This is a genomic window from Rohdeia mirabilis (assembly GCA_007750655.1).
Lineage (GTDB): Bacteria > Planctomycetota > UBA1135 > UBA1135.
Genome location: CP036290.1, coordinates 1,721,379 through 1,746,402, shown reverse-complemented (window position 1 = coordinate 1,746,402; position 25,024 = coordinate 1,721,379). Strand labels below are relative to the sequence as shown.

19 protein-coding genes and 2 tRNA genes are annotated in these 25,024 nt (G+C 70.8%); 4 read left to right on the top strand and 17 right to left on the bottom strand.

The window, feature by feature from the left end:
* Positions 1 to 2: 2 nt before the first annotated feature.
* From Pla163_RS06535 to Pla163_RS06490, 10 genes are all read right to left on the bottom strand, one after another.
* Positions 3 to 860, bottom strand: a complete 858-nt coding sequence (locus Pla163_RS06535) for an MBL fold metallo-hydrolase (protein ID WP_145185398.1) — start codon at positions 858 to 860, stop codon at positions 3 to 5.
* Positions 857 to 2,035 (bottom strand): acyl-CoA dehydrogenase family protein, encoded by a 1,179-nt coding sequence (locus Pla163_RS06530; RefSeq protein ID WP_145185395.1) that lies wholly within the window; start codon positions 2,033 to 2,035, stop codon positions 857 to 859. Before Pla163_RS06530 ends, Pla163_RS06535 begins: the two co-directional genes overlap by 4 nt.
* Before the next feature lie 304 nt (positions 2,036 to 2,339).
* Positions 2,340 to 2,681 carry a helix-turn-helix domain-containing protein gene (locus tag Pla163_RS06525; RefSeq protein ID WP_145185392.1) on the bottom strand — a complete coding sequence of 114 codons (342 nt, stop codon included), beginning with the start codon at positions 2,679 to 2,681 and terminating at the stop codon, positions 2,340 to 2,342.
* 650 nt (positions 2,682 to 3,331) lie between these two features.
* A complete protein-coding gene (locus Pla163_RS06520; protein WP_145185390.1) occupies positions 3,332 to 4,474 on the bottom strand; it encodes an acyl-CoA dehydrogenase family protein in 1,143 nt (380 codons plus the stop codon).
* A 120-nt stretch (positions 4,475 to 4,594) separates the two neighbouring features.
* Entirely contained in the window at positions 4,595 to 5,455 is an 861-nt protein-coding gene (locus Pla163_RS06515) for a 3-hydroxyacyl-CoA dehydrogenase family protein (protein ID WP_145185387.1), read from the bottom strand.
* Positions 5,455 to 6,636, bottom strand: coding sequence for an acetyl-CoA C-acetyltransferase (locus Pla163_RS06510; RefSeq protein WP_145185384.1), 1,182 nt, complete (start codon positions 6,634 to 6,636; stop codon positions 5,455 to 5,457). The genes Pla163_RS06515 and Pla163_RS06510 overlap by 1 nt, the downstream gene beginning before the upstream one ends.
* 459 nt (positions 6,637 to 7,095) lie before the next feature.
* Positions 7,096 to 7,995 (bottom strand): ATP-binding protein, encoded by a 900-nt coding sequence (locus Pla163_RS06505; RefSeq protein WP_145185381.1) that lies wholly within the window; start codon positions 7,993 to 7,995, stop codon positions 7,096 to 7,098.
* Positions 7,996 to 8,394: 399 nt separating this feature from the next.
* Positions 8,395 to 8,934 (bottom strand): GNAT family N-acetyltransferase, encoded by a 540-nt coding sequence (locus tag Pla163_RS06500; protein WP_145192384.1) that lies wholly within the window; start codon positions 8,932 to 8,934, stop codon positions 8,395 to 8,397.
* A gap of 85 nt (positions 8,935 to 9,019) precedes the next feature.
* Complete coding sequence (locus Pla163_RS06495) at positions 9,020 to 10,021, bottom strand: YheT family hydrolase (RefSeq protein ID WP_419186384.1); 1,002 nt, start codon at positions 10,019 to 10,021, stop codon at positions 9,020 to 9,022.
* A 107-nt stretch (positions 10,022 to 10,128) separates the two neighbouring features.
* Entirely contained in the window at positions 10,129 to 10,998 is an 870-nt protein-coding gene (locus Pla163_RS06490) for a nitrilase-related carbon-nitrogen hydrolase (RefSeq protein ID WP_419186383.1), read from the bottom strand.
* Between the two features lie 160 nt (positions 10,999 to 11,158).
* Here Pla163_RS06490 and Pla163_RS06485 point away from each other — a divergent pair, with 160 nt between their 5' ends.
* Genes Pla163_RS06485 through Pla163_RS06475 form a run of 3 tightly spaced genes read left to right on the top strand, consistent with a single transcriptional unit; the run spans position 11,159 to position 15,495 of the window.
* The gene (locus Pla163_RS06485; protein ID WP_145185372.1) at positions 11,159 to 12,775 is read left to right on the top strand and encodes an FG-GAP repeat protein; all 1,617 of its coding nucleotides are present in this window, start codon (positions 11,159 to 11,161) and stop codon (positions 12,773 to 12,775) included.
* 54 nt (positions 12,776 to 12,829) lie between these two features.
* Positions 12,830 to 13,711: a hypothetical protein gene (locus Pla163_RS06480; RefSeq protein ID WP_145185369.1), complete on the top strand. Its 882-nt coding sequence runs from the start codon at positions 12,830 to 12,832 to the stop codon at positions 13,709 to 13,711.
* The gene (locus Pla163_RS06475; RefSeq protein ID WP_145185366.1) at positions 13,708 to 15,495 is read left to right on the top strand and encodes a phosphotransferase; all 1,788 of its coding nucleotides are present in this window, start codon (positions 13,708 to 13,710) and stop codon (positions 15,493 to 15,495) included. Before Pla163_RS06480 ends, Pla163_RS06475 begins: the two co-directional genes overlap by 4 nt.
* A 58-nt stretch (positions 15,496 to 15,553) precedes the next feature.
* Here Pla163_RS06475 and Pla163_RS06470 read toward each other — a convergent pair whose 3' ends face one another.
* The 5 genes from Pla163_RS06470 to acnA all read right to left on the bottom strand — a co-directional run bounded on the left by Pla163_RS06470 (position 15,554) and on the right by acnA (position 22,312).
* Positions 15,554 to 16,648, bottom strand: coding sequence for an SPFH domain-containing protein (locus tag Pla163_RS06470; RefSeq protein ID WP_419186382.1), 1,095 nt, complete (start codon positions 16,646 to 16,648; stop codon positions 15,554 to 15,556).
* Entirely contained in the window at positions 16,645 to 17,847 is a 1,203-nt protein-coding gene (locus Pla163_RS06465; protein WP_145185359.1) for an SPFH domain-containing protein, read from the bottom strand. Before Pla163_RS06465 ends, Pla163_RS06470 begins: the two co-directional genes overlap by 4 nt.
* A gap of 124 nt (positions 17,848 to 17,971) precedes the next feature.
* Positions 17,972 to 18,769 carry a class I SAM-dependent methyltransferase gene (locus Pla163_RS06460; protein ID WP_145185356.1) on the bottom strand — a complete coding sequence of 266 codons (798 nt, stop codon included), beginning with the start codon at positions 18,767 to 18,769 and terminating at the stop codon, positions 17,972 to 17,974.
* Between the two features lie 40 nt (positions 18,770 to 18,809).
* Positions 18,810 to 19,619 carry a class I SAM-dependent methyltransferase gene (locus tag Pla163_RS06455; protein WP_145185353.1) on the bottom strand — a complete coding sequence of 270 codons (810 nt, stop codon included), beginning with the start codon at positions 19,617 to 19,619 and terminating at the stop codon, positions 18,810 to 18,812.
* A 17-nt stretch (positions 19,620 to 19,636) separates the two neighbouring features.
* Positions 19,637 to 22,312 carry an aconitate hydratase AcnA gene (gene acnA / locus Pla163_RS06450; RefSeq protein WP_145185350.1) on the bottom strand — a complete coding sequence of 892 codons (2,676 nt, stop codon included), beginning with the start codon at positions 22,310 to 22,312 and terminating at the stop codon, positions 19,637 to 19,639.
* Between the two features lie 409 nt (positions 22,313 to 22,721).
* Between acnA and Pla163_RS06445 the strand changes: the two genes are divergently transcribed.
* A tRNA-Ala gene (locus Pla163_RS06445) sits at positions 22,722 to 22,797 on the top strand.
* A 205-nt stretch (positions 22,798 to 23,002) separates the two neighbouring features.
* Here the strand turns inward: Pla163_RS06445 and Pla163_RS06440 are convergent.
* Both Pla163_RS06440 and Pla163_RS06435 read right to left on the bottom strand, forming a co-directional pair.
* Positions 23,003 to 24,565, bottom strand: coding sequence for a ribonuclease D (locus Pla163_RS06440; protein WP_419186381.1), 1,563 nt, complete (start codon positions 24,563 to 24,565; stop codon positions 23,003 to 23,005).
* 293 nt (positions 24,566 to 24,858) lie between these two features.
* Positions 24,859 to 24,935 (bottom strand) — tRNA-Asp (locus tag Pla163_RS06435).
* Between the last annotated feature and the right edge of the window lie 89 nt (positions 24,936 to 25,024).

Genomic DNA, 25,024 nt, shown 5'->3' with positions numbered 1-25,024 from the left:
GGTCAGACGGGCTCGACGACGAAGCGTCGACCGTCCTGTGCGACGCGCGCGAACGGCACGTCGGTGTCGTGGTAGAAGAGTCCGGTCCAACGCTCGCGCGCCGCTTCCTCGAGCAGCGCCTTGCGCACCTCGAAGCTGCGCACCACGTCGATGTCGTAGGCCATGATGTAGGGCGGCTGCACGTGGTGCGTGGTCGGCACGACGTCGGCCCAGAAGATGGCGCGTTCACCACCGCGCGGGCCGACGATCACGGGTCCGACGCCGTCGGAGTGGCCGCCGACCGGCCGCACCTCGACCTCGGGCAGGATCTCGGTCGTGCCTTCGAAGGTGTGCACGAGATCGCGATCGACCAGGGGCTGGAGATCCTCGGGGCGGTAGGAGCCGCGGCGCACGTGATCGGGGTGCAAGCAGCGTTCGACCTCCGTGGCCTCGAGCCAGTGGCGCGCATTGGGCAGGAGCGGCACCGGCCCGTCGCCGCGATCGACGACCCAACCACCGATGTGGTCCCAGTGGCCGTGGCTCGCGACCGCGTCGGTCACCTGCTCGGGCGCGTAGCCCGCCCACGCGAGACTCTGCTCGAGGTAGCCACCGTCGAGGTGGTAGATGCCCTTGTACTTGGACTCCCAGCGGTCGCCGACGCCCGCTTCGATCAGGAGCACGCGATCGCCTTTGACGCACAGGTACGGCCGCGTGGCCAGTTCGATCGTGTTGTCCGCGGCCGGCGGCGTGAGCTTCGCCCAGATGTTCTTGGGCACCACGCCCCACATCGCGCCGCCGTCCAGTCGCAGCGTGCCTTCGCGCAGGGCGTGGATCGTCCAGCCTGCCACCTCGATGGTCCGCGGCGTCGCCACGGGACTCATCGCAGGATGTTGCGCGCGATGATCAGGCGCTGGATCTCCGAGGTGCCCTCGCCGATCGTGCACAGCTTGGCGTCGCGCCACATGCGTTCGACCGGGTACTCGCGGCTGTAGCCGTAGCCACCCAGGACTTGGATCGCGTCGTAGGTCACGCGCATCGCGGTCTCGGACGCGTGCAGCTTGCCCATCGCGGCCTCGACCGCGTACGGCTGGCCGAGGTCCTTGAGGCGCGCCGACTGGTAGATCAGGTGGCGCGAGGCCTCGATGTCGAGGGCCATGTTCGCCAGCTTGAAGGCCACGGCCTGCTGGGCGGCGAGCGGCTTGCCGAAGGCTTCGCGGGCCTTGGCGTGCTTCCGCGCCTGCTCGTACGCGCCCTCCGCCAGACCGAGCGACAGGGCGCCGATCGAGATGCGGCCGCCGTCGAGCGTCTTCATGAAGGTCTTGAAGCCTTCGCCCTCCGGACCGAGCAGGTGGTTCTTCGGAATGCGTGCGTCCTCGAAGACGAGGCTGGCCCAGTCCGAGGCGCGCATGCCGAGCTTCTTCTCACCGGGCTCGATCGAGAAGCCGGGCGTGTCGCGCGGCACGACGAAGGCGCTGATGCCCTTCACGCCCAGGCTCTTGTCCGTCACGGCCGTGACGATGAACACGCCCGCGTGGTTGGCGTTCGTGATGAAGCACTTGCGCCCGTTCAGCACGTACTCGTCGCCCACGAGTTCCGCGCGCGTCTGCGTGCCGCCGGAGTCCGAGCCCGCGTTCGGCTCGGTCAGGCCGTAGGCGCCCATGTACTCGCCGGCGATCAGCTTCGGCACGTACTCGGAGGCGAGTGCATCACCGCCCCAGCGGTAGATCGGGTAGGTGCCGAGGCTGACGTGGGCCGCGAGCGTCAGTGCGGTCGAGCCGCAGACCTTGGCGATCTCCTCGACCGCGATGGCGTAGGACAGGGTGTCGCCGCCGGCGCCGCCGTACTGCTCGCCGAACGGGATGCCGGGCAGGCCGAGCTCGACCATCCGCTTCCACAGATCGACCGGGAAGTGGTGCTTCTCGTCGTTGTCGTGGGCCTGGGGCGCGACTTCGGTCTCGGCGAACTCGCGCACCATGTCACGGATCATCACCTGGTCCTCGGTGAGGTCCAGGGCGTGGGTGATGGGCGGAAGGGCGATGCTCTGGGTGCTGCTCATGACGGATCGATTCGTGGGAGTCCGCTCGTCGGACCCTGACCTCATATGGTCCCAGGTCCATCGGATCGATGCCACTTCGAGGGGAGTGAATTGCGCCCGATCGGTCCGCCACGGGGTCGGTGTGGAGCGGCGCTCGAGGACCACGGGATCCCGGTCGCCGTCGACGGTGGCGCGGCCGACCCGCGGGGCGCCAGCCGAGTTCTGGACGCGGTTCGGGGGACTTCCCCAGCGCTCCACTTCCCGCCGCCACGCGGGACGGCCACGGGCTGCACCGTCGCGAGGACGGTCCCGGACCCGTTCGGACCTAGGACTCGGTCGTCGGCGCCGACGTCCGGCCGCGAACCGGGGTCTCCGTCGTTCGCTCGGTGCGACGCTCGGCCGGACGGATCACGCCGCTGTCGTCGACCTTGGCGGCCGACGACTCCGTCGCGCGCTCCTCGCTCGCCGCATCGCGATAGAAGTCGGCGCTGCGACCGCTCCCCACCCAGTCGATGAGGGCTTGCCGCGAGAACTTCCACTCGCGACCGATCTTGCGGGCGGGCAGTTCTTGTGAGTGAAGGACCTTGTTGAAGGTCTTCACGCTGACACCGAGGAGCTTGGCGGCTTCTTCGATGTTGAGGATCTCGGGATCGCGGCTTCCGCTCATCGGTGGGTCCGGACGGGGCGCAGGGAGCGAGGCGAGCGCTCTGCGAGTGGGCAAGAACCCTCGACGAAGCTGCGGACGCGCTGCTCGTCACACAGGACGAGAGCAAGTGCGGACACGCTGGATCGGACGAGGACTGACACGGCGGCTGGGCGAAGGTGATGGCCAGTGCGTGGGGAGCTGGGGCCTCGCTGGTAGGCACCTGGGACTTCTCCGTCACGAACGCGCTCGTCCGGATCGCGAACACCGCGACGACGAAGCTGCCGCAGGGCGGACGGGCGTCGGGGCGGCGAGGCTGGGGGGGACGAGCGCGGTGGCTCGGCGACCAAGGTACCGCAAAATCCCGCAGTGCGTCGAATCGGGCTCGGACGGTCCCGCCCGCCGACCGGACGAGGCGCCCGGTTCGAGGCCGAAGATCGCTTGCGTCGAGACCCGTGGCGCCCGCTCACAGGGGCTCGGGCGGCCGCGGGCGCCGGCCCTTGCGACCCCACCGCCGTCGGAGCGGGAAGTCGGAGCGGGAACGGGTGCCAGGAGGAGGACGCCCGGCTTCGGAGCGCGGTCCTCCCCCGCCGCGACGCGTGCCGGACCGGCACCGTCGGACCGGCTCCGTCGATCCGGCGCGGGTCCGGACCGAGGGAGGGGTCGCGCGCGCGCTAGGCGAGAAGTTGGCGCGCGATCACGAGGCGTTGGATGTCGCTCGCGCCTTCGTAGATCTCGGTGATCCGCGCATCGCGGAACAGGCGCTCGACGTGGAAGTCGTCGGTGTAGCCGGCGCCGCCGTGGATCTGCAGGCACTCGTCGGCCGAGAAGTTCGCGGCGGTCGAGGCCATGAGCTTCGCCGACGCCGCCTCGCGCGTGCAGGGCAGTCCTTGGTCGCGCAGCCAGGCGGCCTTGTAGGTGAGCAACTCGGCCGCGTCGAGGCGGCAGCTCATGTCGGCGATCTTCCACTGGATCGCCTGGAAGTTGCCGATCGGCTGGCCGAACTGCTCGCGTTCACCGGCGTACTTGATCGCGGCCTCGAGACAGGCGCGCCCGATGCCGATCGACTGCGCGGCGATGCCGATGCGACCGCCGTCGAGGGTCTCGAGCGCGAGCGGGAAGCCGCGGTCCAGTGCCCCGAGCATGTTGGTCGCGGGGATCCGCACGTTGTCGAGCACGATCTCGGTCGTGCTCGAGCCGCGGATACCCGCCTTCATCTCGTGCTTGCCCACCGAGAGGCCGGGCGTGTCGCGCGGGACCAGGAAGGCCGTGACGCCCTTGGCCTTGCTGACCTCGGTGTTCGTGCGGCAGTAGACGATGTAGACGCCCGCCAGGGCGCCGTTGGTGACCCACAGCTTGGTGCCGTTGAGCACGAAGTCGTCACCGTCGCGCACGGCCTGGGTCTGCACCGCGGCCGCGTCGGATCCGGCGTTGGCCTCGGTCAGGCAGTAGGAACCGAGAATCTCACCCGTGGCGAGCTTGGGGAGCCAGGTCTGCTTCTGCTCGGGCGTGCCGTGCTTGGTGAGCGGCGCACCGATCAGGCTGTTGTGCACCGAGAGCGTGACACCGGTCGAAGCGCAGGCGCGATTGATCTCGATCAGGACCGCGGTCAGCGCCTGGTTGTCGAGCCCCGCACCGCCGTACTCCTCGGGGATCGTCAGACCCCACAGGCCGAGCTCGGCCATCTTGTCGAAGACGGAGCGGTCGATGTGCTCTTCGCGGTCGTGACGCGTCGCGAGCGGCATGAGCTCCTTCTCGGCGAAGTCGCGCGCCATGTTCCGCACCATCTGGTGCTCTTCGGGCAGTTGGAAGTCCATCGTTCGAAAGGTCGAGGAGTGTCTCGGGGGGGCGTCGGACGAGAAGCGGCCGATCGCGGTGGAAGCGTGAGGTGGCGGGAACGCGTCGGGGGCGGAGCGGTGCGCTCGACCCCCGTCGTCTCAGCCTTCGTAGTCGTAGAAGCCCTTGCCGTTCTTCCGGCCCAGGCGGCCGGCGGCGACCATGCGGCGCAGCAGCGGGCAGGGGCGGTACTTGCTGTCGCCCAGATCGCGGTGCAGGACCTCCATGATGTCCAGGCACACGTCCAGTCCGATCAGATCGGCCAGGGTCAAGGGCCCCATCGGGTGGTTCATGCCCAGCTTCATGACGGTGTCGATGGCCTCCTTGGTCGCGACGCCCTCCATCAGGCAGAAGGCGGCCTCGTTGATCATCGGCATCAGGATCCGGTTCGACACGAAGCCGGGGTAGTCGTTGGCCTCGACCGGCACCTTGCCCAGGGACTCGGCGCCGGCGACCACCGCGTTCATCGACGCGTCGTCGGTCTCCTGCCCACGGATGATCTCGACCAGCTTCATGAGCGGGACGGGGTTCATGAAGTGCATCCCCACCACCTTCTCGGGGCGCTTCGTGGCGGCCGCGAGGGCGGTGATGGAGATCGACGAGGTGTTCGACGTCAGCAGGCAGTCCGGATTGCAGACCCGGTCGAGCTCGGCGAAGACCTTGGTCTTGACGTCGAGGCGTTCGGCGACGGCCTCGACCACCAGCTGGCACTCCGAGCAGGCCGACAGTTGGGTGCTCGTGGAGATCCGTGCGACGGTCGCGTCCGCGTCCGCCTGGCTGATCTTCTCCTTCGCGACGAAGCGCGACAGGCTCTTGGCGATGCCCGCGACGCCGCGGTCGAGCGCGCCCTGGTCGAGGTCGACCAGCGTGACGTGCGCCCCACAGCTCGCGAAGGTCTGGGCGATGCCTGCGCCCATGGTTCCGGCGCCGATGACGGCGACCCGTTCGAAGCTCGAACCCATCAGATCGCCTCCACGCCGAGGGACACGGCGTTGCCGCCGCCCAGACACAGGGACGCCATGCCGGACCTGGCCTTCTTCTGGGACATGGCGTGCAAGAGCGTGACGAGCACGCGACAGCCGGACGCGCCGATCGGGTGGCCGAGCGCCACCGCGCCACCGTTCACGTTGACCTTCGAACGGTCGAGGTCGAGCACGTTCGTCAGCGCGCACGCGGCGGCGGAGAAGGCCTCGTTGATCTCGTGCAGGTCGAAGTCCGAGGGTGCCTTGCCGAGCTTCTCGGCGAGCCTCTTGATCGAGACCTCGGGGGCCATCATGACCCACTCGGGGTCGACGCCACCGGTCGCGTAGCCGGTGATGCGGGCCAGGGGCTTCGCGCCCAGCTGCTCGGCGCGCGCGGCGCTCATGACGACGACCGCGGCCGCTCCGTCGTTGATCGCGGAGGCGTTGGCCGCGGTGACCGTGCCGTCCTTCTTGAAGGCCGGACGCATGCCGGAGATCGATTCGGCCGTCATCCCGCCGCGGATGGTCTCGTCGGTCGTGAACGGGATCGGGTCGCCCTTGCGCTGGGGCACGTCGATGCGGAACTTCTCGGCGTCGAAGCGGCCGGCCTCGGTGGCTTCCGCGGCGCGGCGGTGGCTCTCGGCGGCGAACGCGTCCTGTTGAGCGCGATCCACTTCGTACTTCTCGGCGACGTTCTCGCCGGTGATGCCCATGTGGTAGTCGTTGTAGACGTCCCACAGCCCGTCGCCGACCATCGAGTCGATCAGCTGGCCGTGGCCGAGGCGCTGTCCGGCGCGCGCCTGGGGCAAGAGGTACGGAGCGTTGGTCATCGACTCCATGCCACCCGCGACGATGCACTCGGCGTCGCCGGCGCGAATGGCCTGGGCGGCGAGCATCACGCTCTTGAGGCCCGAACCGCAGACCTTGTTCACGGTGAACGCGCCGACGCTCGTCGGAACGCCCGCACCGATCGCAGCCTGGCGCGCGGGGTTCTGGCCGAGCCCCGCCTGCAACACGTTGCCCATGATGACCTCGTCCACGTGGCCGGCCTCCACACCGGCGCGACGCAGGGCTTCGGCCACGGCGAGGGCCCCGAGTTGGGGGGCCGAGAAGCTCGACAGTCCGCCTTGGAACCGGCCGATCGGAGTGCGGCAGGCGGCGGTGATGACGACGTCGGTCACGGGAGTTCTTGGGTTCGCGGGTTCGTTGGTCGTTCCCCGACCCGTGCGCGGGCGTGCGCGGCGAGGGCGAGGACGCTGTCGGATCGGTCCGACGGGAGTTCGAGACCTCGGAGATCCGTCGAGCTCCAGAGGGGTCGCCCGGGAGTTCGATCCCCGGCGTCCAGCCCGGCAGCTTAGCACAGGGTTCGAGCCGTTTCGGCCCGTGCACAGGGGCCGATCCGGTGTCTCGAGAGAGACCGACCGCCCGCGGACCCTCGGCCCCTTCAAGTGCTGCGAGGCCGCCGTCGAACAAGGTCCTGCGGGGGTGCACCGAAGGTGCTGGCACCCACCGGCTCGATGGACGTCGGGCCGGCACCATCGCCCCGCCGAACGAAGAGAAGAATCGCGAGGCCGTCCGCCCCAGCTGGGGTGGGCGGCCTCGTCCCTTGGGACCCGACCCCTGCCCGATGGACCTCGGACTCAGCCGGCCTGGCGACGCGGCTCGGGCAGCGGGAACTCGACCGTCAGTCGCCAGCTCACCCGCCCCGACCGTTCGCTCCGCTCGAGCCAGCCGCCGAGGCGCTCGGTCAGTTCGTGGGCCGCTTGGGCCAGATGGATGGCGCGCGGCGTGTCGATGCGGTCGCTCGACTCCCCCGCTCGCGCTCCGCGCACGTTCTCGCGGGCGGTGTCCTCGAACTCGACCTCGATCACGCCGTCCTGGCCGTCCAGCTGGGACCACCACATCTCGATCGCGACGCAGCCGCGGCGGGTGCGTTCGATCCCGTGCTGGATCAGGGCGTCGAGGACCCGTTCGAACAGACTCGGGTCGCCGAGCACGACCAACTCCGCTCCGGCGCGGTCGTACGCCTCGACCACGAGGTCGCGCGACTCGGCCAGGTCACGAGACTTGGCCAGCGCGCGTTCGAGCGCCTCCGACGGGCGGAACGGGACGAGGCCGGGCGGCTCGTGCGCGTTCGCGGTCTCGTCGCGCCAGTGGTCGAGTTGTCCGGAGAGTTGCTCGGCCGCGCGGACCGCCGCCCGCAGCCACGGACGACCCGAGGCGTAGGGCTCGCTCGTCTCCGCCGCGGTGATGAGACCGAGCAGGTTCTGCAGCGGAGCGGCCAGTCCGAGGCCCACGCGTTCGATCAGTCGCTCGCGCGTGCGGCGTTCGAGCTTGGTCTCGTGGTGCGCGCGGCGCAGTTCCTCCGCCAGGGCGACGATCTCGGCTCCGCGCTCCGCGAGACGAAGCTCCAGCTCCTCGGCCCGCGCCACCGCGCGACTCTGCGCGCGCTGGGCGTCGGCCAGGATCCCCTCGACGAGGTCCGCGATCGCGTCGCGATCGATGCTCGGCGACTCGGCGGGCTGCTGCTCGGTGTTCATTGCGTCAGGACTCGGATCCACGGGGCTCGCTCGCTCGGTGCGAGCCTCTTCGGGGCGTACTTCGAACGGATCGGGTTCGGGTGCTCCGGCACGAGGACGTCGACCCAACGCACCCCACAGGAGGTGCGCCAGTTCGGCGCGGAGCGACGGTGATCGCTCCTCGTTCTCGTCCGATCGCTGCTCTCGTTCCCCGTCGCGCATCCCCCCTCACGAGCGTCGGGAACAGGGGCGCACCGCCTCCACCGCGCGGACTCTGCAAGGCACACGGTGGCGGCGGAACGCCTTGCGGCTCCCGTCACCCGACGGTTCGGCACGGCGCGGCGTTCGACTGATCGAAACCCGCGATTCATGTGCGAACCGGAAAGCCCTTCCGAGGCGTCCGAGCCGGGCCCGCCGGCCTCAGGGACGCGCGCGGTACAGGACGTGGGCCCGCAGCGGGTGTCCGGACGGCAGGGACGGGTGGTCGAAGTCGCCCTCGAGATCGCGCTGCATGCCGATGCGCTCCATGACCGCCCGCGAACGCAGGTTGGCGGGCACGGTGAAGCTGACGATCTCCTCGAGTCCGACGGTCTCGAAGCCGAACGCGAGGGCCGCGCGAGCCGCCTCGGTGGCGTAGCCGCGCCCCCAGTGCTCGGCGGAAAGTCGCCAGCCGATCTCGACGCACGGGGTGAAGGCGGTCTCGATCGCCGGCGCGTCGATGCCTACGAAGCCGATGCACTCGGCGGTCGAAGAGTCTCCGTCCGCTCGGACCTCGACGGCCCAGCGACCGAAACCGCGCGCGTCGAACGTGGCTTCCGCACGCGCGACGAACGCCTCACAGCGCTCGCGGTCGAGCGGACCCGGTAGGAACTCGAGCACGCGCGGATCGTTGTTCAGGACGAGGAACGGCTCGATGTCGCTCGGACGCCAGCGCCGCAACACCAGTCGCTCGGTTCGGATCGTGACCACTGGCCGAGTGTCTCACCCGGCGCGCTGCGGCACAAGCGTCGATGCCCCGTCGCCACTCGGAGCGCGGCCCCCGCCGTCAGCTTTTCGCCGTCGCACCGCGTCCGGCCGCGGCGACCAGCTCGTCGAGGTAGTGACCGAGCGCGCCGTCGAGCCAGAACGTCGCACCGAGACCGCGGCGCGCGAGATAGCCGACGTGTCCGCCCACGGGTTCCACGTGCAGCGTCACCGCCTGTGGGAGCTTCACGCGTCCGAAGGCGCGGGCGTCGACGAACGGATCGTCCGCAGCCGTGACGACGACGGTCGGAACGCGCACGTTCTCGAGGTGCGGCAACGCCGAACAACGCGCGTAGTAGTCGTCCGCGTCCTCGAATCCACCGGCGGGCGCGGTGTGCAGGTCGTCGAGGTCGCGCAGGGACATGCCGCGTTCGACGAGCACGGGAACGTCGAGCAGGCCCGCGCGCTCGCGACGCACCAACTCGCGCCGCAGACGGTTCACGAAGCGGCGCTCGTAGAGACGCGACGGTCCGCGCTGGATCAGATCGCTGCACTGGGCCAGATCCACGGGTGGATTGACGGCCACCAACGCGTCGGGCGGCTCGAGCGACGCGTCGGCCGCCAGGAGGAGCCCGGCGTTGCCGCTCATCGAGAAGCCCACGAGCACGTGCAGTGCCGTCGGCGCGCGCTCGCGACTCGCGCGCAGCACGGCCGCGAGGTCGTCCGAGCGGCCCGAGTGGTAGGTGCCGCGCGCGAGCCCCGCGCCGGCTCCTTGCCCGCGGTGGTTGACGGCCCAGACGCCGTGCCCGCGAGCGCGCGCCACCTGGACCGCGCGGCGCACGTAGTCGGCGTTCGCGTCGCCGGACAGTCCGTGCCAGACGTGCACGACGACGCCGCTCGTGCCGTCCCGCGCGAGCGCGACGAGCGAGTCGCCGCCCGTGAGTTCGATCTCGACCCGCTCGAAGCCGTCCGACCCGGCCTCGATGCGCGGCGCTTTGCAGGGCCAGAGGTGGGCGCCGATGGTCTGTGCATGTCCGCCGCGCGCCCAGAACGGCGGCTCGAGCGCGACCGTGTAGGGACGCACGGACGCGGGGGCCCGAACGCTCGCTGCATCACCGCTCGCCGCCCGCTCCGCCGCTCCGACCGAAGCACCGACCGAAGAACCGTCGGCCCCACTGCGTCGATCCGCGCTCATCGCAGGTCGCAGCGCGCGTCGCGTCCGACGGGCACGTCGCGCCGCAGGCGTCCGACGCGTTCGAGGTCGAGGTCCGCGACGATCAGTGCCCCGCTGCCGTCGCCCTCGGCGAGCACCTCACCGTCGGGGCTCGCGATCAGCGCGTTGCCGGGGAACTCGAGCGCGAGCCCGCGCCGCCCCACCGACTCGACGCCACTGCGATTGCAACCGACGACGAAGCACTGCAACTCGACCGCGCGGCCGAGCACGAGCGCGCGCCAGTGCGACGCGCGCGACGCGGGCCACTGGGCCGGCACCACCAGGACTTCGACGCCGGCCGCGGGCAGCTGCTGCAGCGGTGCACCGAAGCGCAGGTCGTAGCAGACCGCCATCGCGAGCGCGCTCGGCGAACCGTCGTGCGCCGCCGGCCCCGCGACCACCGACGGACGCTCGCCACCCTGGCAGAAGGCGAGGTGCTCGGCGGTCGGCGTGAACAGGTGCGCCTTGTCGTAGACCGCGCGCGTGCCATCGGGTGCGAGGAGTCGAGCGCGATTCACGGGACGTGCCGGAGCTGCGTCGCCGCCGTTCGGATCGCGATCGAGTCCAGTACCGACGACCCAGACTCCCGACTCGCGCACCAGTGTTTCGACGGCCCGCCAGGCTCCGGCGTCCTCCGCGAGCACCGCGTCGAGCGCCGCCCCCTCCGCCCGCGACGGCGGGAACGACGTGGGCCACAGCTCGGGCAGGACGAGCAGGTCCACACCGCGCTCGACACAGCGCTCCAGGGCCTCGCGGACGGCATCCACGTTCTGTTCGGCGGCGCCCCCCACCACGTCCAGGGGCAGGGCGGCCACGCGCAGGTTCCGCTCGGGTCGTCGATTCGCCATGTCCCCGGGGAGCCTAACCACTCGCTGCCCCACGGCCCGCGTCCGAGTCCCTAGGCTGTGACCACGCGACAACCCGAACTCGAGAGCCGCCCAGCGCTGCTGCCGCGGACGAAGGTTCCGTCGCATCACCCACTCGTTCGACTCCTGCCCGACCGATCCGATGCAGATGCCCAGCTCGATCCTCGTCGCCACGTTCTTCGGAGCACTCCTCGCCGCACCGCTGACCGCGCAGACCACCGTGCACGTGGACTTCGAGTTCACGCCGAACACGCCCGCGTCCAGCGAGCGCTTCGGTCAGTCGCTCGACATGGACGGCGGCCTCGCCATCGTCGGAGCGCCCGAGAACAGCGAGTTCGCCGGAGCGGGTGGCGCCGCCTACGCGTTCGTGCGCGAGCCCGACGGGACCTGGACGGAGGAAGCTGCTTTCGACGTCGTGAACCCGGGGTTCTTCCAACGGCTCGGCTCGAACGTGGCGATCAGCGGCGGACGCGTCGCGCTCGCGGCGCCCACGACCCAACAACGCGTCGAGCTGTATCGACGCAGCGCGCCCGGGATCTGGGTGCCGGACGGCGTGATCCTCCCACCCGCGACCGACGTCGTCGAATTCGGTTCCTCGGTAGCGCTCGACGGCGATCGACTCGCGATCGGCACGACCGGTTCCGGATTCCTCGGCCTGGGTCCGGGGCGGGCGTACATCTACGAGCGCGCCGGGGGAGGCAACTGGTTCCTCGCCAGCACGATCACGTCCGGCATCGGCGGCAACTTCCAGGGCTTCGCGTCGGAGATGCGCTTCCAGGGCGACCGGTTGGCCATCGGTTCGAGCGGCGACACGACGGCCGGAGTCGACGCGGCCGGCGCGGTCTACATGGTCGAGCGCCAGTCGAACGGGACGTGGCTCCCGACCGACGTGGTGCGCGAACCGGTCCTCGAGGTCGGCGGTCGCTTCGGTTGCTCGGTGGCGCTCGACGGCGACCGCCTCGTCGTCGGTGCGTACGGCGCCGACATCTCCGCGACCGACATGGGCGAGGTCCACGTGTTCACGCGGCAGCCGGATGCGACGTGGCTCCACGAGACCGAGTTCACCGCCTCGGACGTGGCGGACGGAGACTCGTTCGGCGAGACGCTCGACGTGTACGACGGCCGGCTCGTGGTCGGCTCGCCCGGCGCCGAGTCGAACGGCATCCCTGCCGGCGCGGCCTACCTCTTCGAGCGCCGCGCCGACGGCACCTGGTTCGAGTCGGCGCGCATCGAGCTCGAGACGCCCGTCTCGTTCGACGGCCTCGGTTCGGGCGTCTCCACGTCGATCGCGCTGGACGGCGAGCAGGTCCTGCTCGGCACGCGCGTGCGAAACGACTTCCAGGGCGGGGTCCAGGTGCTGGACCTCGGCACGCTGCTGCACGCTCGCTCGCAGATCTCCGTGGCGGCCGGCGGCTCCCAGAGCCTGTCCCTGCGGGCCGGCGTCGAACGGGCCGGCGACGTGTACCTGATGCTCGGCTCGCTGACCGGCACGAGTCCCGCCGTCCCGCTCGGTGGCGGCGTCGAACTGCCTCTCGTCCCGGACGCGTACACCGACCTGTGCGTCGCGGTGAGTGCCCCGCTCGCCGCGCCGTTCGGAGTCCTCGGTCCGGACGGTGAGGCACAGAGTGCGTTCGTCCTCCCGCCCGCGGCCGCAGCTGGATTCACCGGCCTGACCGTGCACCACGCCTACATCGCGATCGATCTGCTGACGTTCGACGTCTTCGCGAGCAACGCGGTCGACGTGCTGCTCGTGCCCTGATCGACCCGCGCCGCGTGGAACCGAGCCGGCATCGGCTTCGGGTATCGTGAGCGCGTGATCGAGCTGTTCCTCGCCCTCGTCGCCGGTCGTCTCGGCCTCGGCCTGCTGCCCGCGGGCGAGGCCGGGAGTCGGCGCTTGCTGGATCCGGTCCATGCACTCGCCCCGGCCGCAGTCCTCGGGATCGCGGTCTGGCGCAGCGGACAGATCGCGGGGCGGGCGGCCTTCGGAGTCGACGACTTCGGCCCGTGGGCCCTGCTCGCGCTCGCCGGTCTCGCGCTCGTGCAGCGGGCGCTCGGTCCGGCGGGACTCGTGCCCCGCCACGAACGCCACGAACGGCCGGCGCCGCTCGGACTGCGCGCGGCGAGCGGGGTGTGCTGGTCCGCGCTGGTCGCGGTGGCCGCGGCCCGAGAGGACCCGTACCTCGCGGCGGTTCTCGTCGCGGCCTGGCTCGTCGAACTCGGCTGCGAGCGCGTCGGTGTCGCGGCGACGGCGCGGCGACTCGTCGGACTCGCGAGCCTCGGGGCGTTCGTCCTCTGGACGTGGCTCGACGACGGTCCGCGGCCACTCGTCTTCACGCCCACGCTCGCGCTGTCGCTGGGCGGCTGGGCGTTCGCGGCCGGGTGGATCCGACGCGCCGACCGCCGCGACCTGGTGCTCAGCTGCGCCGCCTTCGCCACCTGTGGCGCGCCGCTCGCCGCCGTGGTCGCACTCGGTGTCCTCGCGGCGGCGACGGCGCGGCCCACGCTGACGGTGGTTCCGGTCGCGGTCGCCCTCGCCGCCGTCGTGGGCGAGTGGGCGTGCGCCACGGAGCCCGTGTGGACGAGCCACGGCGCGCTCGCCCTGGTCGCTGGACTCGTCGGGCTCCCGCTCGTGCTCGTCGCACGGCGGCGCGGCACTTCGAAGCTGCGCGTGTCGGCCACGAGCGGCGCCGCGTGAACCACGACCTCGCAGATGACGCGGCGGGCGCGCGCTGGCTCGCCGCCCTCGACGCCGGCGCGCCCTGGCGCGACGCGCTCGAACAGCATCTGTGCGCGGTCGACCTGGTCGAGGCCGAACGCACGATGCAGGTGCTGAAGGAGGGCCGCGGTGCCTGGGTGCCGCTCGCGATCGAAGAGCCGGCGACGCGCGAGCGGCCCGCCGTGGCCTGGCTGTTCGGCAACGCGCTGTCGGGGACGGCGACGGTGCTCGCACGCCTCGGCTTTCGGGTCGTGGTGTTCGATCCGAGCGCGACGCGCGGCGCGATCGCCGTGCACCGCGATCGTTGGAACGGCAGTGGGCACGTGCACCACCGGGTCTGGTCGCGCGCACTCGCGGCGTCGGATCTCGAGGGTGGCGATGGGCCGCCGGCGCTCGCCGTCGTCGAAGGACCCGTACCCAACGCCCTCGATCCCGCCGGCGGACTGGTGCGCGCGTTGACCGAGTGCGGCGCAAGGCGTGTGTGGCACGTGGGCGACAACCGGCTCGGCTACAAGCGTTCGACCGGCGTGCGCGCCGACCTGCGCGTGCGCTCACCGCTGCGGTTCGTGCGCGACGCGTTGTTCGGTGAAGGTCGCACGCTCGCGGGGTTCCGGCGCGCCGTCGAGCCTCTCGGACCCGCGCGCAGCCTGGCGCTCTACCCCCACCGCTGGGACTTCTCGTTGGTCGTCGGTCTCGACGACAGGCGCGGCCCGGACCTGTTCCTCGGACCCGGCGAACGCTCCAACCGCGTCAAGATCGCGGGGTACCGATTGGGACTGTTCCCGTGGTTGACGCCCTCGTTCGCCGTCGGCGCGCCGGTCCCCGAACGGTCGCTCGTCGATCGGATCCTGCGTGAGGTCGGCGTGCGCACCGGCGAGGATCCCGGGCGCCTCGAGCACCTGATCGCGACGCGCGGCAACAACGCGCTGCTGCTCACGAATGGCACGGGCGGAGGAACGTCGAGCGGCCGGTTCGCCGTGCACGTTCCGCTCGGCGCCGACCAGGAGCGCCAGGTCCGTCGCCATCATCGATTGCTCGAGCGGCTGCGCGTGGGCGGTGGCACCCGACTGGCCACGCCGGAGCCCCTGTGGTCGGGCGCGATCGACGGCGTGTTCGTCCAGGTCGAGCGCCGCGTCGGTGCGATCAACGCCGCCCAGCTCGTGGACGAACGGGACCGCGAACGAGTCGCGCTGCCCGGCTGCGTCGCGCTACTGGCCGCGGCGCGCGCGGACGACGGATCGCCGCGCGTGCTCGACGAGGTCGAACTGGCCGAGCACGTGCACGGTCGCGCCGAAGCAGTGGCCGCGCGCGCCGGTCGCGAGGAGACCGCGCGGGCGGTGCACGCCTTGGCGGACCGGTTGGCCGAGGCCCTCGTGAACGAACCGATCCCACGTGTCTTCGGACACGGCGACCTGCGCGCCAAACACGTGGCGGTCGAGACCGACGGGACGCCCGTCGCGCTTCTGGACCTGGGCTGTGCACAACCCAGCGACCTACCGCTCGTCGACCTTCTGAATCTCGTCCTGCACGACCGCAAGGACGACGCGCGCTCGAGCCTCGGTGCCGCCTGGATCGAGGCGCGCGAGCGCCGCCTGCCGGCCGCGCTGGAAGCGGTGCTCGCGGACTACGTCGAGCGCCTCGGGCTGTCGCGCGCCTACGACGACGCGATCCGCGCGGCCTACCCCCTCTTCGTCGCCGCCGCGGCCGAGCGCTATTGGGACTACAGCCGCCCGCGCTGGGTGCACCGCCAATTCGCGATCTGAGCGCGGACGCACCGACCGGCGACTCGTCGAAGCCGCCGGTCGCAGGTGCTTCAGTGACTCAGGGCTTCTGCGCGCCGCTGCGCCCCAACAGAAGATCGACCATCGACTGGATGTCGAGCACCGTCGGCACCGACGGGTCGTTCGAGTTGAGGGTGATGGTGTCGATGTCCAGGTTCTCCGCGGCGCGCTGGGCCAGGAGGATGCGACCACCGGCCGTGTCGAGCGCCGCGTTGCGCAGTTCGTTGCGCAGCGCTTCCGCCTTCGCGAGCTCGAGCTCGCCCTCGGCGATCGCGGTCACGTAGTCCGCTTCCGCATCGGCGCGGGTCTGGCGCTGGTAGACGGCCGCGTCGGCCTCGATCTGCGCCACGAGGACCTCGTTGTCCGAGCGCGTGACCTGCAACTTGACGTCCCACTCGCCGCGCAGACGCTTCTCGAGCGCCTCGGTCTCCTTCTCGTAGGACTGGGTGACCTGGCTCTGCTTCTCCTGGCGCTGGCGCGCGTTGGCGAGCAGCGCGTTCTGGCGCGTCAACTGCTTGGCCTGCAGCTTCTCCTCGTAGTCGACGGGGAAGCGCACGGCGCGGATCAGGACGTGCAGCGGTTCGACGTGGTACTGCGCCAGTTCCTCGCGCATGAGCGGCAACGTGTCCGTGACGCGCTGCAGTCGCACCTGCGTGTCGACCAGATCCTCGGGACTGAGCTTGGGCAGCTCCTTCATCAGGATGCCGCGCACGCTGCGTGCGACCTTGTCGCGATAGTCGACCTGGATGCCGTCCTCGACCATCTGGTAGGCCTCGTCCTCCTTGATGCGATACGTGACCGTGACGTCGAGGCTGGCCGTGTTGTTGTCGCTGGTGCGGATGTCCAGGCTGCCCGAGTTCACCACGTTCGCGTCCGAGGTCCAGCGGGAGGACTGCTCCTTGGAGAAGTTGACGAAGTGCACGCGCTTGTCGAGCTCGTACCACTTGTGCACGAACACGATGCCGAGGTGGTAGCCGGTGCCGTAGTCCTGCTGGACGATGCCGCCGCCCAGTTGGTTCTGCTTCACGCCGACCACGTGCGGCGGGACCTTGGTCAGGAACAGCGAGCCGAGGAGAACGCCGATGATGACGAGTGCGGAGACGCCGACGATGGCGATGGTGAGAGTCTTCTTCAACGGGATCCTCCCTCGGTGGTCTTGGACCCGACGCGCTCGACGCCGCGCTCTGCATCACCGCCGCGATCGTCCACGTGTTCGAGTCGCTGCGGTGCCGGGTCGCGGCTGTAGGGCACGAACGTGAAGCGGATCGACGCCAGCTTCTCGATCAGCGCCTCGCGCACGACGACCTCACCCTGCTGGGCGAGCGCCTCGGCCTGGGCCGTGACGCCCTGGGCCTCCTTCGTGTACTTCTCGACCAGACCGCGGGCCTGGGCCACGCGCTCGGACCGCTCGGCGTTGCCGGCCGCCACGCGTTCGATGCGGAAGGCGTCGGCGGATTTGCGCGTCTGGGTCGCGGCGCGCTCGGACTCGAGCCGTTCGCGGTCGAGCTCACCGAGCAGTTGCTCCATCTCGATGGACTTCTCGCGCTCGACCTTCGCCAGCTGCTGTTCGCGCTCCTGGACCAACTGGTCCTCCATCGCGATCAGACGCTCGACGTCCTGGTCGGCGACCTTGCGGTCCTCGATCGCCTCTTCGTAGGCCGGGTCGAAGACCGGCTTCATCTGCGGGATGTCGAGGATGCGGATGCCGTAGGGCTCGAGTTCGGCGTTGAGCCGATCCTCCGAGCCTGCGAAGGCCATCTGCAGCTTGCCCGGATCCGCGATCTCCTCGGCCGTGAAGCGCCCGAACTCGTCGCGCAGGATCGAGCGCGCGAAGACCTTGATCCACTCGGCCTTGTAGCCGTCGCCAGGACCGCTCGAGGTGAGCACGCGCGTCGCCTGGCTCGGCACCAGCTGGTACTGGAGCTCGATGCTGGAGAACTTGAAGTTCGACCCGTCGTTCGCACGCACGGTGAGTTCCGGCACGGAGCTCTCGGAGCGGTAGTCGTTCCCGCGCATCTCGAAGCTCTGCACGCGCTTGTCGAGCACGAACACGTCCTGCATCAGCGGGAAGTAGAACTGGTAGCCCGGGCTCGTGATCGGCGTCTCGTCGCCGGTCAGGTAGTTCACCTTCACCGCCACCTGGTCGGGTCGGATGTTGATGAAGCCCAACCGTCCGGTCACGGCCATCGCCGCGATGACCACCACGACGGCCAGCGCCACGGCGGTGAGCGGCGAGACCTTCGCCCCCTTGCGCTTGCGCCGACGGGGCGGCGGGCGGTCGGAGTCGTCGGGCGGGAACACGTCGGGGATCTTCCCCTTGTCGAAGTCGGCCATAGGACCGCCGATACTCCGGCCTGCGCGCGCGCATTCAAGCACCGAAGCCCGAACCGCGGGTGCGGGTCCCGGATCCGCCCGCAGGAGTACCGATCGCGACCGTTCCGCGGTGGTCGACCCTCGATCAGGCGGGCTTGCGCGCGACCAGGATCGCCGTGCGACCGGTGGCCAGGTCCCACGAGGCCAGGCGATCGATCCAGGGCAGGTTCTCGTCGAGGATCTGCGGGTGGCGGCGGCGCAGACGCGCGCGATGGAAGCGCTGGCCGAGCCAGATGAAGGGCGCCAGCAGGACCGTCACGATGGCCGAGGTGGTCTTGCGCCGATCGACCGCCACGTCCTCGACCACGAGTCCCGCGCGGTGGGCCACGTAGCACAGGAAGTACGGGTGGATCGGGTTGATGTGGCCGCCGAGGAAGCGCGGGTCCTCGGTCGACAGCGGCAGCGGACCGTAGAGCTGCGGAAAGCCCCAGAACAAGGAGCGCAGGCGCGACGCCACGTGATGCACGTTCGGCGTCGTGACGATCACGAGCCCGCCCGGCTTGGTGACGCGCGCCAGCTCGCGCACGAAGGCGAACTGGTCCTCGACGTGCTCGATCACCTCGATGCTGACGGCGGCGTCGACGCTGCCGTCGGCGAGCGGAATGCCGCCGTCCGCGTCCGACTGGAGGCATTCGAGTTCGTCCAGCTCGAAGTACTGCGGCAACGAGTCCACCGGCAGCACCCTGCGAGCTGCCTCGGTGTCGCCGCGTTCCTCGAGCGCGTCGAACAACAGCGCGCTGAAGTGTCCGCGCCCACAGCCCACGTCCGCGATCAAGGGCCTGCGGTCGAGCAGCGGCTCCAGCTCCGCCAGCACGCGCAGACTGGTCGCGGGGTGCGAGATCGAACCGGGGCGCTTCTTCTTCGGGGCGGTCGCGGTGGGCATGGGGCCGAGTCTAGCGCCCCGCTCCGCTCCCACGGCTTCTTCAGCGCCGACGCAGGACGAGCACCAGGTCGAGCTGCTCGTCGTCGAGCTTCCGCGGGTCGTCGAGGTCGAAGGTCATGTCGTAGGTGGCCACGAGCTCGAGGGCCGGCACGGACCGCAGCAGGCGCTTGACCTGGGCCGCGTCGTAGGTCCGAAAGTCCCACACGGTCTCGAGGCGCCGCGTGGTCCCGCCCTCCTCCACCACCAGCCGCGAACGCACCTGTTCCGTGCGCGTGCGGCGCTCGGCCGGCCAGCCCTGGATCGTGCACGTGACCTCGAAGTCGTCGCGCGCGGCGACCCAGCGCTCGCGGCTCTTCTTCGTGTCGTCGTAGTCGGTCAGGTGGAAGCCGAGGACGTAGATCCCGCCGGGGACCAGGTGCTCGGCCACGAGCTCGAGGTGCCGACGCGCGTCCGCCTCCGTGAGCAGGTACTTGAAGGTGCTGACCAGGCAGTGCGCCAACTCGAAACGCTCGGAGCTCTCGAAGTCCTGCATCGCCGCCGCCCACAGGTGCGCGCGCCGGGTCGGGACGCCGGCCGCCACCAGTTCGCCGCGCGCGTGGTCGAGCATCGGCTGCGACAGGTCGAAGCCGTGCACGCGCCAGTCGCGCCGCGCCATCTCGACCACGAGCCGCCCCGATCCACAGGCCGGCTCCAGCACGCGCCGCACGCGTCGTCCGCGGGTGGGCTCGACGCGACCGAAGCGCTCGAGCGCGGCCTCGAGGAAGTCGGCCTCGTGGGCCGTGCCTTCGTCGAAGACCGCGTCGTAGTACTTCGGCGCGTCGTACCAGTCGAGCGTCTGCCAGGTCGCCATGGAACTCGCCGCGGCGCTCAGGCGAGCAGCGAGCGCAGCACGTACTTCAGGATGCCGCCGTGGTGGTAGTAGCGCGCTTCCTGGGGCGTGTCGATGCGCACCACGGCGTCGAAGGTGATCTCCTTCGCGCCGCGCGCGGAGACCTTCACGGTCCCGCCGCCCTTGAAACCGTCGCCGAGCAGTTCGGTCAGTCCGGTGACGTCGAACACCTCGCTGCCGTCGAGACCGAGCGACTCGGCGTCCCGACCCTTCGGGAACTCGAGCGGCAGGATGCCCATGCCGATCAGGTTCGAGCGGTGGATGCGCTCGAAGCTCTTCGCGATCACCACGCGCACGCCCTGCAGCATCGGCCCCTTGGCGGCCCAGTCGCGCGAGCTGCCCGTGCCGTACTCGGCGCCGGCGAGGACGATCGTCGGGACGTCCTCGGAGGCGTAGCGCATCGCCACGTCGTAGATCGAGCCCTGCTCGCCCGAAGGGATGTGGCGCGTGTAGCCGCCCTCGACACCTGGCACCAGCTTGTTGCGGATGCGGATGTTCGCGAACGTGCCGCGCATCATCACTTCGTGGTTGCCGCGCCGCGAGCCGTAGCTGTTGAAGTCGACCGGATCGACGTCGTGGTGGCGCAGGTACTCGCCGGCCGGGCTGTCCGACTTGATCGCGCCCGCGGGCGAGATGTGGTCGGTCGTCACGCTGTCGCCGAACAGCGCCAGCACGCGCGCGCCGCGGACGTCGACGATGGCGTCGGGCGTGGTGGTCATGCCCTCGAAGTACGGCGGGTGCTGCACGTACGTGGAGTCCGAGTCCCAGGCGTAGGTCTTGCCCGTCGGGCTCGGCATCGAACGCCAGGCCTCGGGTCCTTCGTAGACGTTGCCGTAGGCCTCTTCGTACATGGCCGGCGTGATCGAGTCGCGCACGACCTGGTCGACCTCCATCTGGGTCGGCCACACGTCGCGCAGGAACACGTCGTTGCCCTGCGGGTCCTGGCACAGAGGTTCGGTCAAGGGATCGAAGTCCACGCGTCCGGCGATGGCGTAGGCCACGACGAGCGGCGGCGAGGCCAGGTAGTTCGCACGGGTCAGGGCGTGCACGCGGCCCTCGAAGTTGCGGTTGCCCGAGAGCACCGCGGCGGCGACCAGATCGCCCTCGACGATCGCGTCGTGCACCGGCTTCGGCAGCGGTCCCGAGTTGCCGATGCACGTGGTGCAGCCGTAGCCGACCACGTTGAACTTGAGCGCCTCGAGGTCGTCCAGGAGCCCCGCCTGTTCGAGGTAGCGCGTCACCACCTGGGAGCCCGGTGCGAGCGAGGTCTTCACCCAGGGCTTGACCGTGAGACCGCGCGCGTGGGCCTTCTTCGCCACCAGACCGGCCGCGAGCATCACGCTCGGGTTGGAGGTGTTCGTGCAGGAGGTGACGGCGGCGATGGCGAGCATGCCGTGGCCCAGTTCGACCGTCTCTCCGCCGATCTCGGTCGAGACCGCGCGGCCGCGTTCGCTCTCGGTCACGGACTCGTCGAGCACCTTCTGGAAGGCCGCGCCCATGTCGGAGAGGGCGACGCGGTCCTGGGGGCGCTTCGGGCCCGCCAGCGACGGAACGATGGAGCCGAGATCGAGGTCGATCACGGCCGTGTACTCCGCTTCCGGCGTGTCGGCCGTGTGCAGCAGTCCCTGGGCCACGAGGTACGCCTCGGCGCGTTCGGCCGCTTCGCCGCGTCCGGTGAAGCGCATGTACTCGAGCGTCACCGCGTCCGCGGGGAAGAGACCGCAGGTGGCGCCGTACTCCGGCCCCATGTTCGCGATCGTCGCGCGGTCGGCCAGCGGCAGCTCGGCCACGCCGGGGCCGAAGAACTCGACGAACTTGCCGACCACGCCGTGCTCGCGCAGGCGTTCGGTGACACGCAGCACGAGGTCGGTGGCCGTCGCGCCCTCGGGCAGGCGCCCCGACAGCCGCATGCCGACCACGTCGGGGATCAGCATGGTGACCGGCTGACCGAGCATGGCGGCTTCGGCCTCGATGCCGCCGACGCCCCAGCCGAGCACGCCCAGACCGTTGATCATGGTCGTGTGCGAATCGGTGCCGACCAGCGTGTCCGGGTAGAGCCAGTCGGACCCGCCGGCCTCGTCGGTCATCGTCAGACGCGCCAGGTACTCGAGGTTGACCTGGTGCACGATGCCGGTCTCGGGCGGGACGACCTTGAAGTTGTCGAACGCGCTCTGCCCCCAGCGCAGGAAGGCGTAGCGCTCCTTGTTGCGCTTGAACTCGAGCTCGCTGTTGATGTGGCTCGACCCGGCCTCACCGAACGAGTCCACCTGGACCGAGTGGTCGATGACGAGTTCGACCGGCTGGAGCGGGTTGATCTTCTTGGGGTCGCCGCCGAGCCGAACCATGGCGTCGCGCATCGCGGCCAGGTCGACGACGGCCGGAACGCCGGTGAAGTCCTGGAGCAGCACGCGCGCCGGCATGTAGGCGATCTCGGGCCGGGCGCCGTCGTTCGGCTGCCAGCGGGCCACCGCCTCGATGTCGGCCTTCGAGACCACGTCCCCGTCCTCGCGCCGCAGGAGGTTCTCCAGCAGGATCTTGATGGCGAAGGGCAGGCGCGCGAGATCGAAGCCCTGGGCCGCGAGGGCCGGAAGGCTGGCGATCGTGTGGGTGCGGCCGCCGGCCACGAGCTGGGTGTGGGTCTGGAAGCTGTCCATGGTCCGTCGGTGGTGGAGGGTCCGTCGAGTGGGTGGTCCGTCGGTGCGGGCGCCGGGTGGAGCCGCGGCGGGCCCGGGTCGCTGGTTCGCGGTCGTCGAGTCGCGGTCGTTGGGCCTCGGCCGGCGCGCCGTTGGATCGCGCGACGTTCGCAGGCGGGACCGAAGGCGGCGTCCGAGTTCGGGAGGCGGGCGCGGAAGGATCCGCGAGGCGGTCCGTCTCCCGCTCCGCGAACGGACGGCGGGTGCGGCCCCGGCGCGGAGCGGCTCCGGCGGCCCGGCCCAGTGGGTGTCGGGCGCCGACCGCGTCGAGCAGGATACGCCCACGGACCTCCGCGACGAACGTCCGCTCGCCTCTTCCACGGCGGCGTTCCCCTCGCTAATCTCTTCGGCCAGGTCGCCGGACCTGTGTGGGGACGTAGCTCAGTTGGTAGAGCGTCGCGTTCGCAATGCGAAGGTCGAGGGTTCGACTCCCTTCGTCTCCACCATCCACTCCCTCCGTCGTGGGAGGCCGGCGTCCTTGGCGATTGGCGTCGAGGGCGGCCGGCACTTGGAGCGCGGGACTTGGAGCGCGGGACTTGGAGCGCGGGACCTGGAGCGCGGGGAGCTCGTTGAACCCGATCGCTGGGTTCGCCGGATTCTGGCACGAGGGCCGCCTGCGCCCCGCTCGTGCGGCCCCCGCCTGCGCAGCCCTCAGCCGCGCCGACGTCCGCCGCCGCGACGGGGCTGCACGTCACCGTTCTCCCAGTCGCGCTGGAACGTCGCGATGGCGCGCACGATCGCCTCGCCGAAGGCGTCGATCTGCCAGGCCAGGAGCCCCTCGATCCGATCCAGCTCGCCCACCGCGGTCGGCGCCTTCGCCGCCAGGTCGAGCAGCGTGCGCCGATTGATCGCGAGGCTCGAGTCGAAGCCCTCCTTGTCGGCCAACTTCTTGCGCAGGGTCTTGAGTCGGTCGTGGAGTTCGGTGCCGCGCTCGTCGAGGCGGTCGGTCCCGTCCTTGGCCGGCAGTCGCGGCGCCTGTTCGAGCGGTCCGAGCTCGCGCCCGCGCTCGATGGCGTCGAGCAGCTGCTTGCCGACGCGCTGGACCAGTTTGCGGCTCATCCCCCCCACCTGCTCGAGCTCGCGCGCGTTGCGCGGACGGCGACTCGCGGCCTCGACCAACGCTCCGTGGGGCACGATCTTGAAGGGCGGCACGTTGCGCGCGGACGCCATCTCGTCGCGGGCGATGAACAGCTCGCGCAGCACCTGCATGCGCGTCAGGTCGAGGTTGCGCGCGCCCTTGAGGCGCATGAACTCGTCCGGATCGAAGCTGCGGTCGGGCACTTCCATCGCCTCGAGTCGCGCGCACTCGCCCTCGACGATCGGCATGCGGTCGCGTTCTTCGAGCAGGGCTTCGAGCTGGGCCGTGAGCTCCACCAGGTAGTGGGTGTCGAGGCGCGCGTAGCGGATCTGTTCGTCGGTCAGCGGCCGCTTGCTCCAGTCGGAGAGCTGTTGCTTCTTGTCGAGCACGACGCCGAAGTGCCGTTCGAGCACCCCCGCCAGTCCGACGGCGTCGTAGCCGAGGGCCGCGGCGGCGACGCGCGTGTCGAACAGGTTCGAGAACTCGAAGCCGTGCTCGCGCTTGAACAGAAGGACGTCGTACTCGCCGTCGTGGAAGATCTTGCGGCGCGTCGGGTCCGCCAGCACGCGTCCGATCGGCGCGAGGTCGAGTTCGGCGAGCGGATCGATCACCCAGTCGCCGGCGGGCGTCGAGACCTGCACGAGACAGACGCGCTCGCGGTAGCTGAAGAACGAGTCGGCCTCGGTGTCGATCGCGATGTCGTCCACCGTGCCGAGGTGTTCGCACAGCCGCGCGAGGGCGCGGTCGTCGGTGACCAGTTCGGGCGGCGGGAGGTCCGCGCCGGGCCGGGTGCGTCGGGGCGCGTCGTCGCCGGAGCCGGAACCCGATGCGGAACGCGAGCGCGCGGGTCGCTCGGGCCGGGTCGGCCGCTCGCGAGCCGCTTCGGTCCCGCCGGAGCGTTCGGAGGTGTCGGGGCCTGCGTCCCGCCCGGCGCGCGGCGCGCGAGATCGGCGGGCGGGGCGGTCGGCGGGCGCTGCTTCGGACGTCGTGTCGGACGGTGCGTCCCGCGACGGTTCGCTCGCCGCCGTCTTCCTCGCGCCGGCCGCCCTGCCTGGACCGCGCCGGCTCTTCGCCGCGCGTCGGGTGGCCGGGGGGCCATCGATCCCTGCTGCCCAGTCGTGATCCTCACCTCGCATGGGCGCGAGCGTAGCAGCCGCTCGGTCCGCGCGGCTCGGCCCAGGGGACGAAGGCCGAAGGGACCCCCGGAACGAGACCGTGGGCCCCACGGGACCGATCGCGGTCGACGCGAGGGTGGAGCGTCGGCGCGCCGGAAGACGCCTCGCCCCCGGGCACGACAGCGTCGGAAGCGAACGCAGCCGGAACCACCGCATCCCGACCCACCGCATCCCGACCCACCGCATCCCGAACGAGAGCGGCGCGGACGCCTTCGAACCGAGGTCCGAGGGCGTCCGCGCCGTTGTGCGATCGGTGGCGAGGGCGACGGGACTTGAACCCGCAACCTCCGGCGTGACAGGCCGGCACTCTAACCAATTGAGCTACGCCCCCACCGAGGACGGGAAAACTACCGGCGGCCGCGGGGTCGGTCAACGACCGTCCGCACGATTCCTTGCGGACGGACCGACGAACCGGACCGA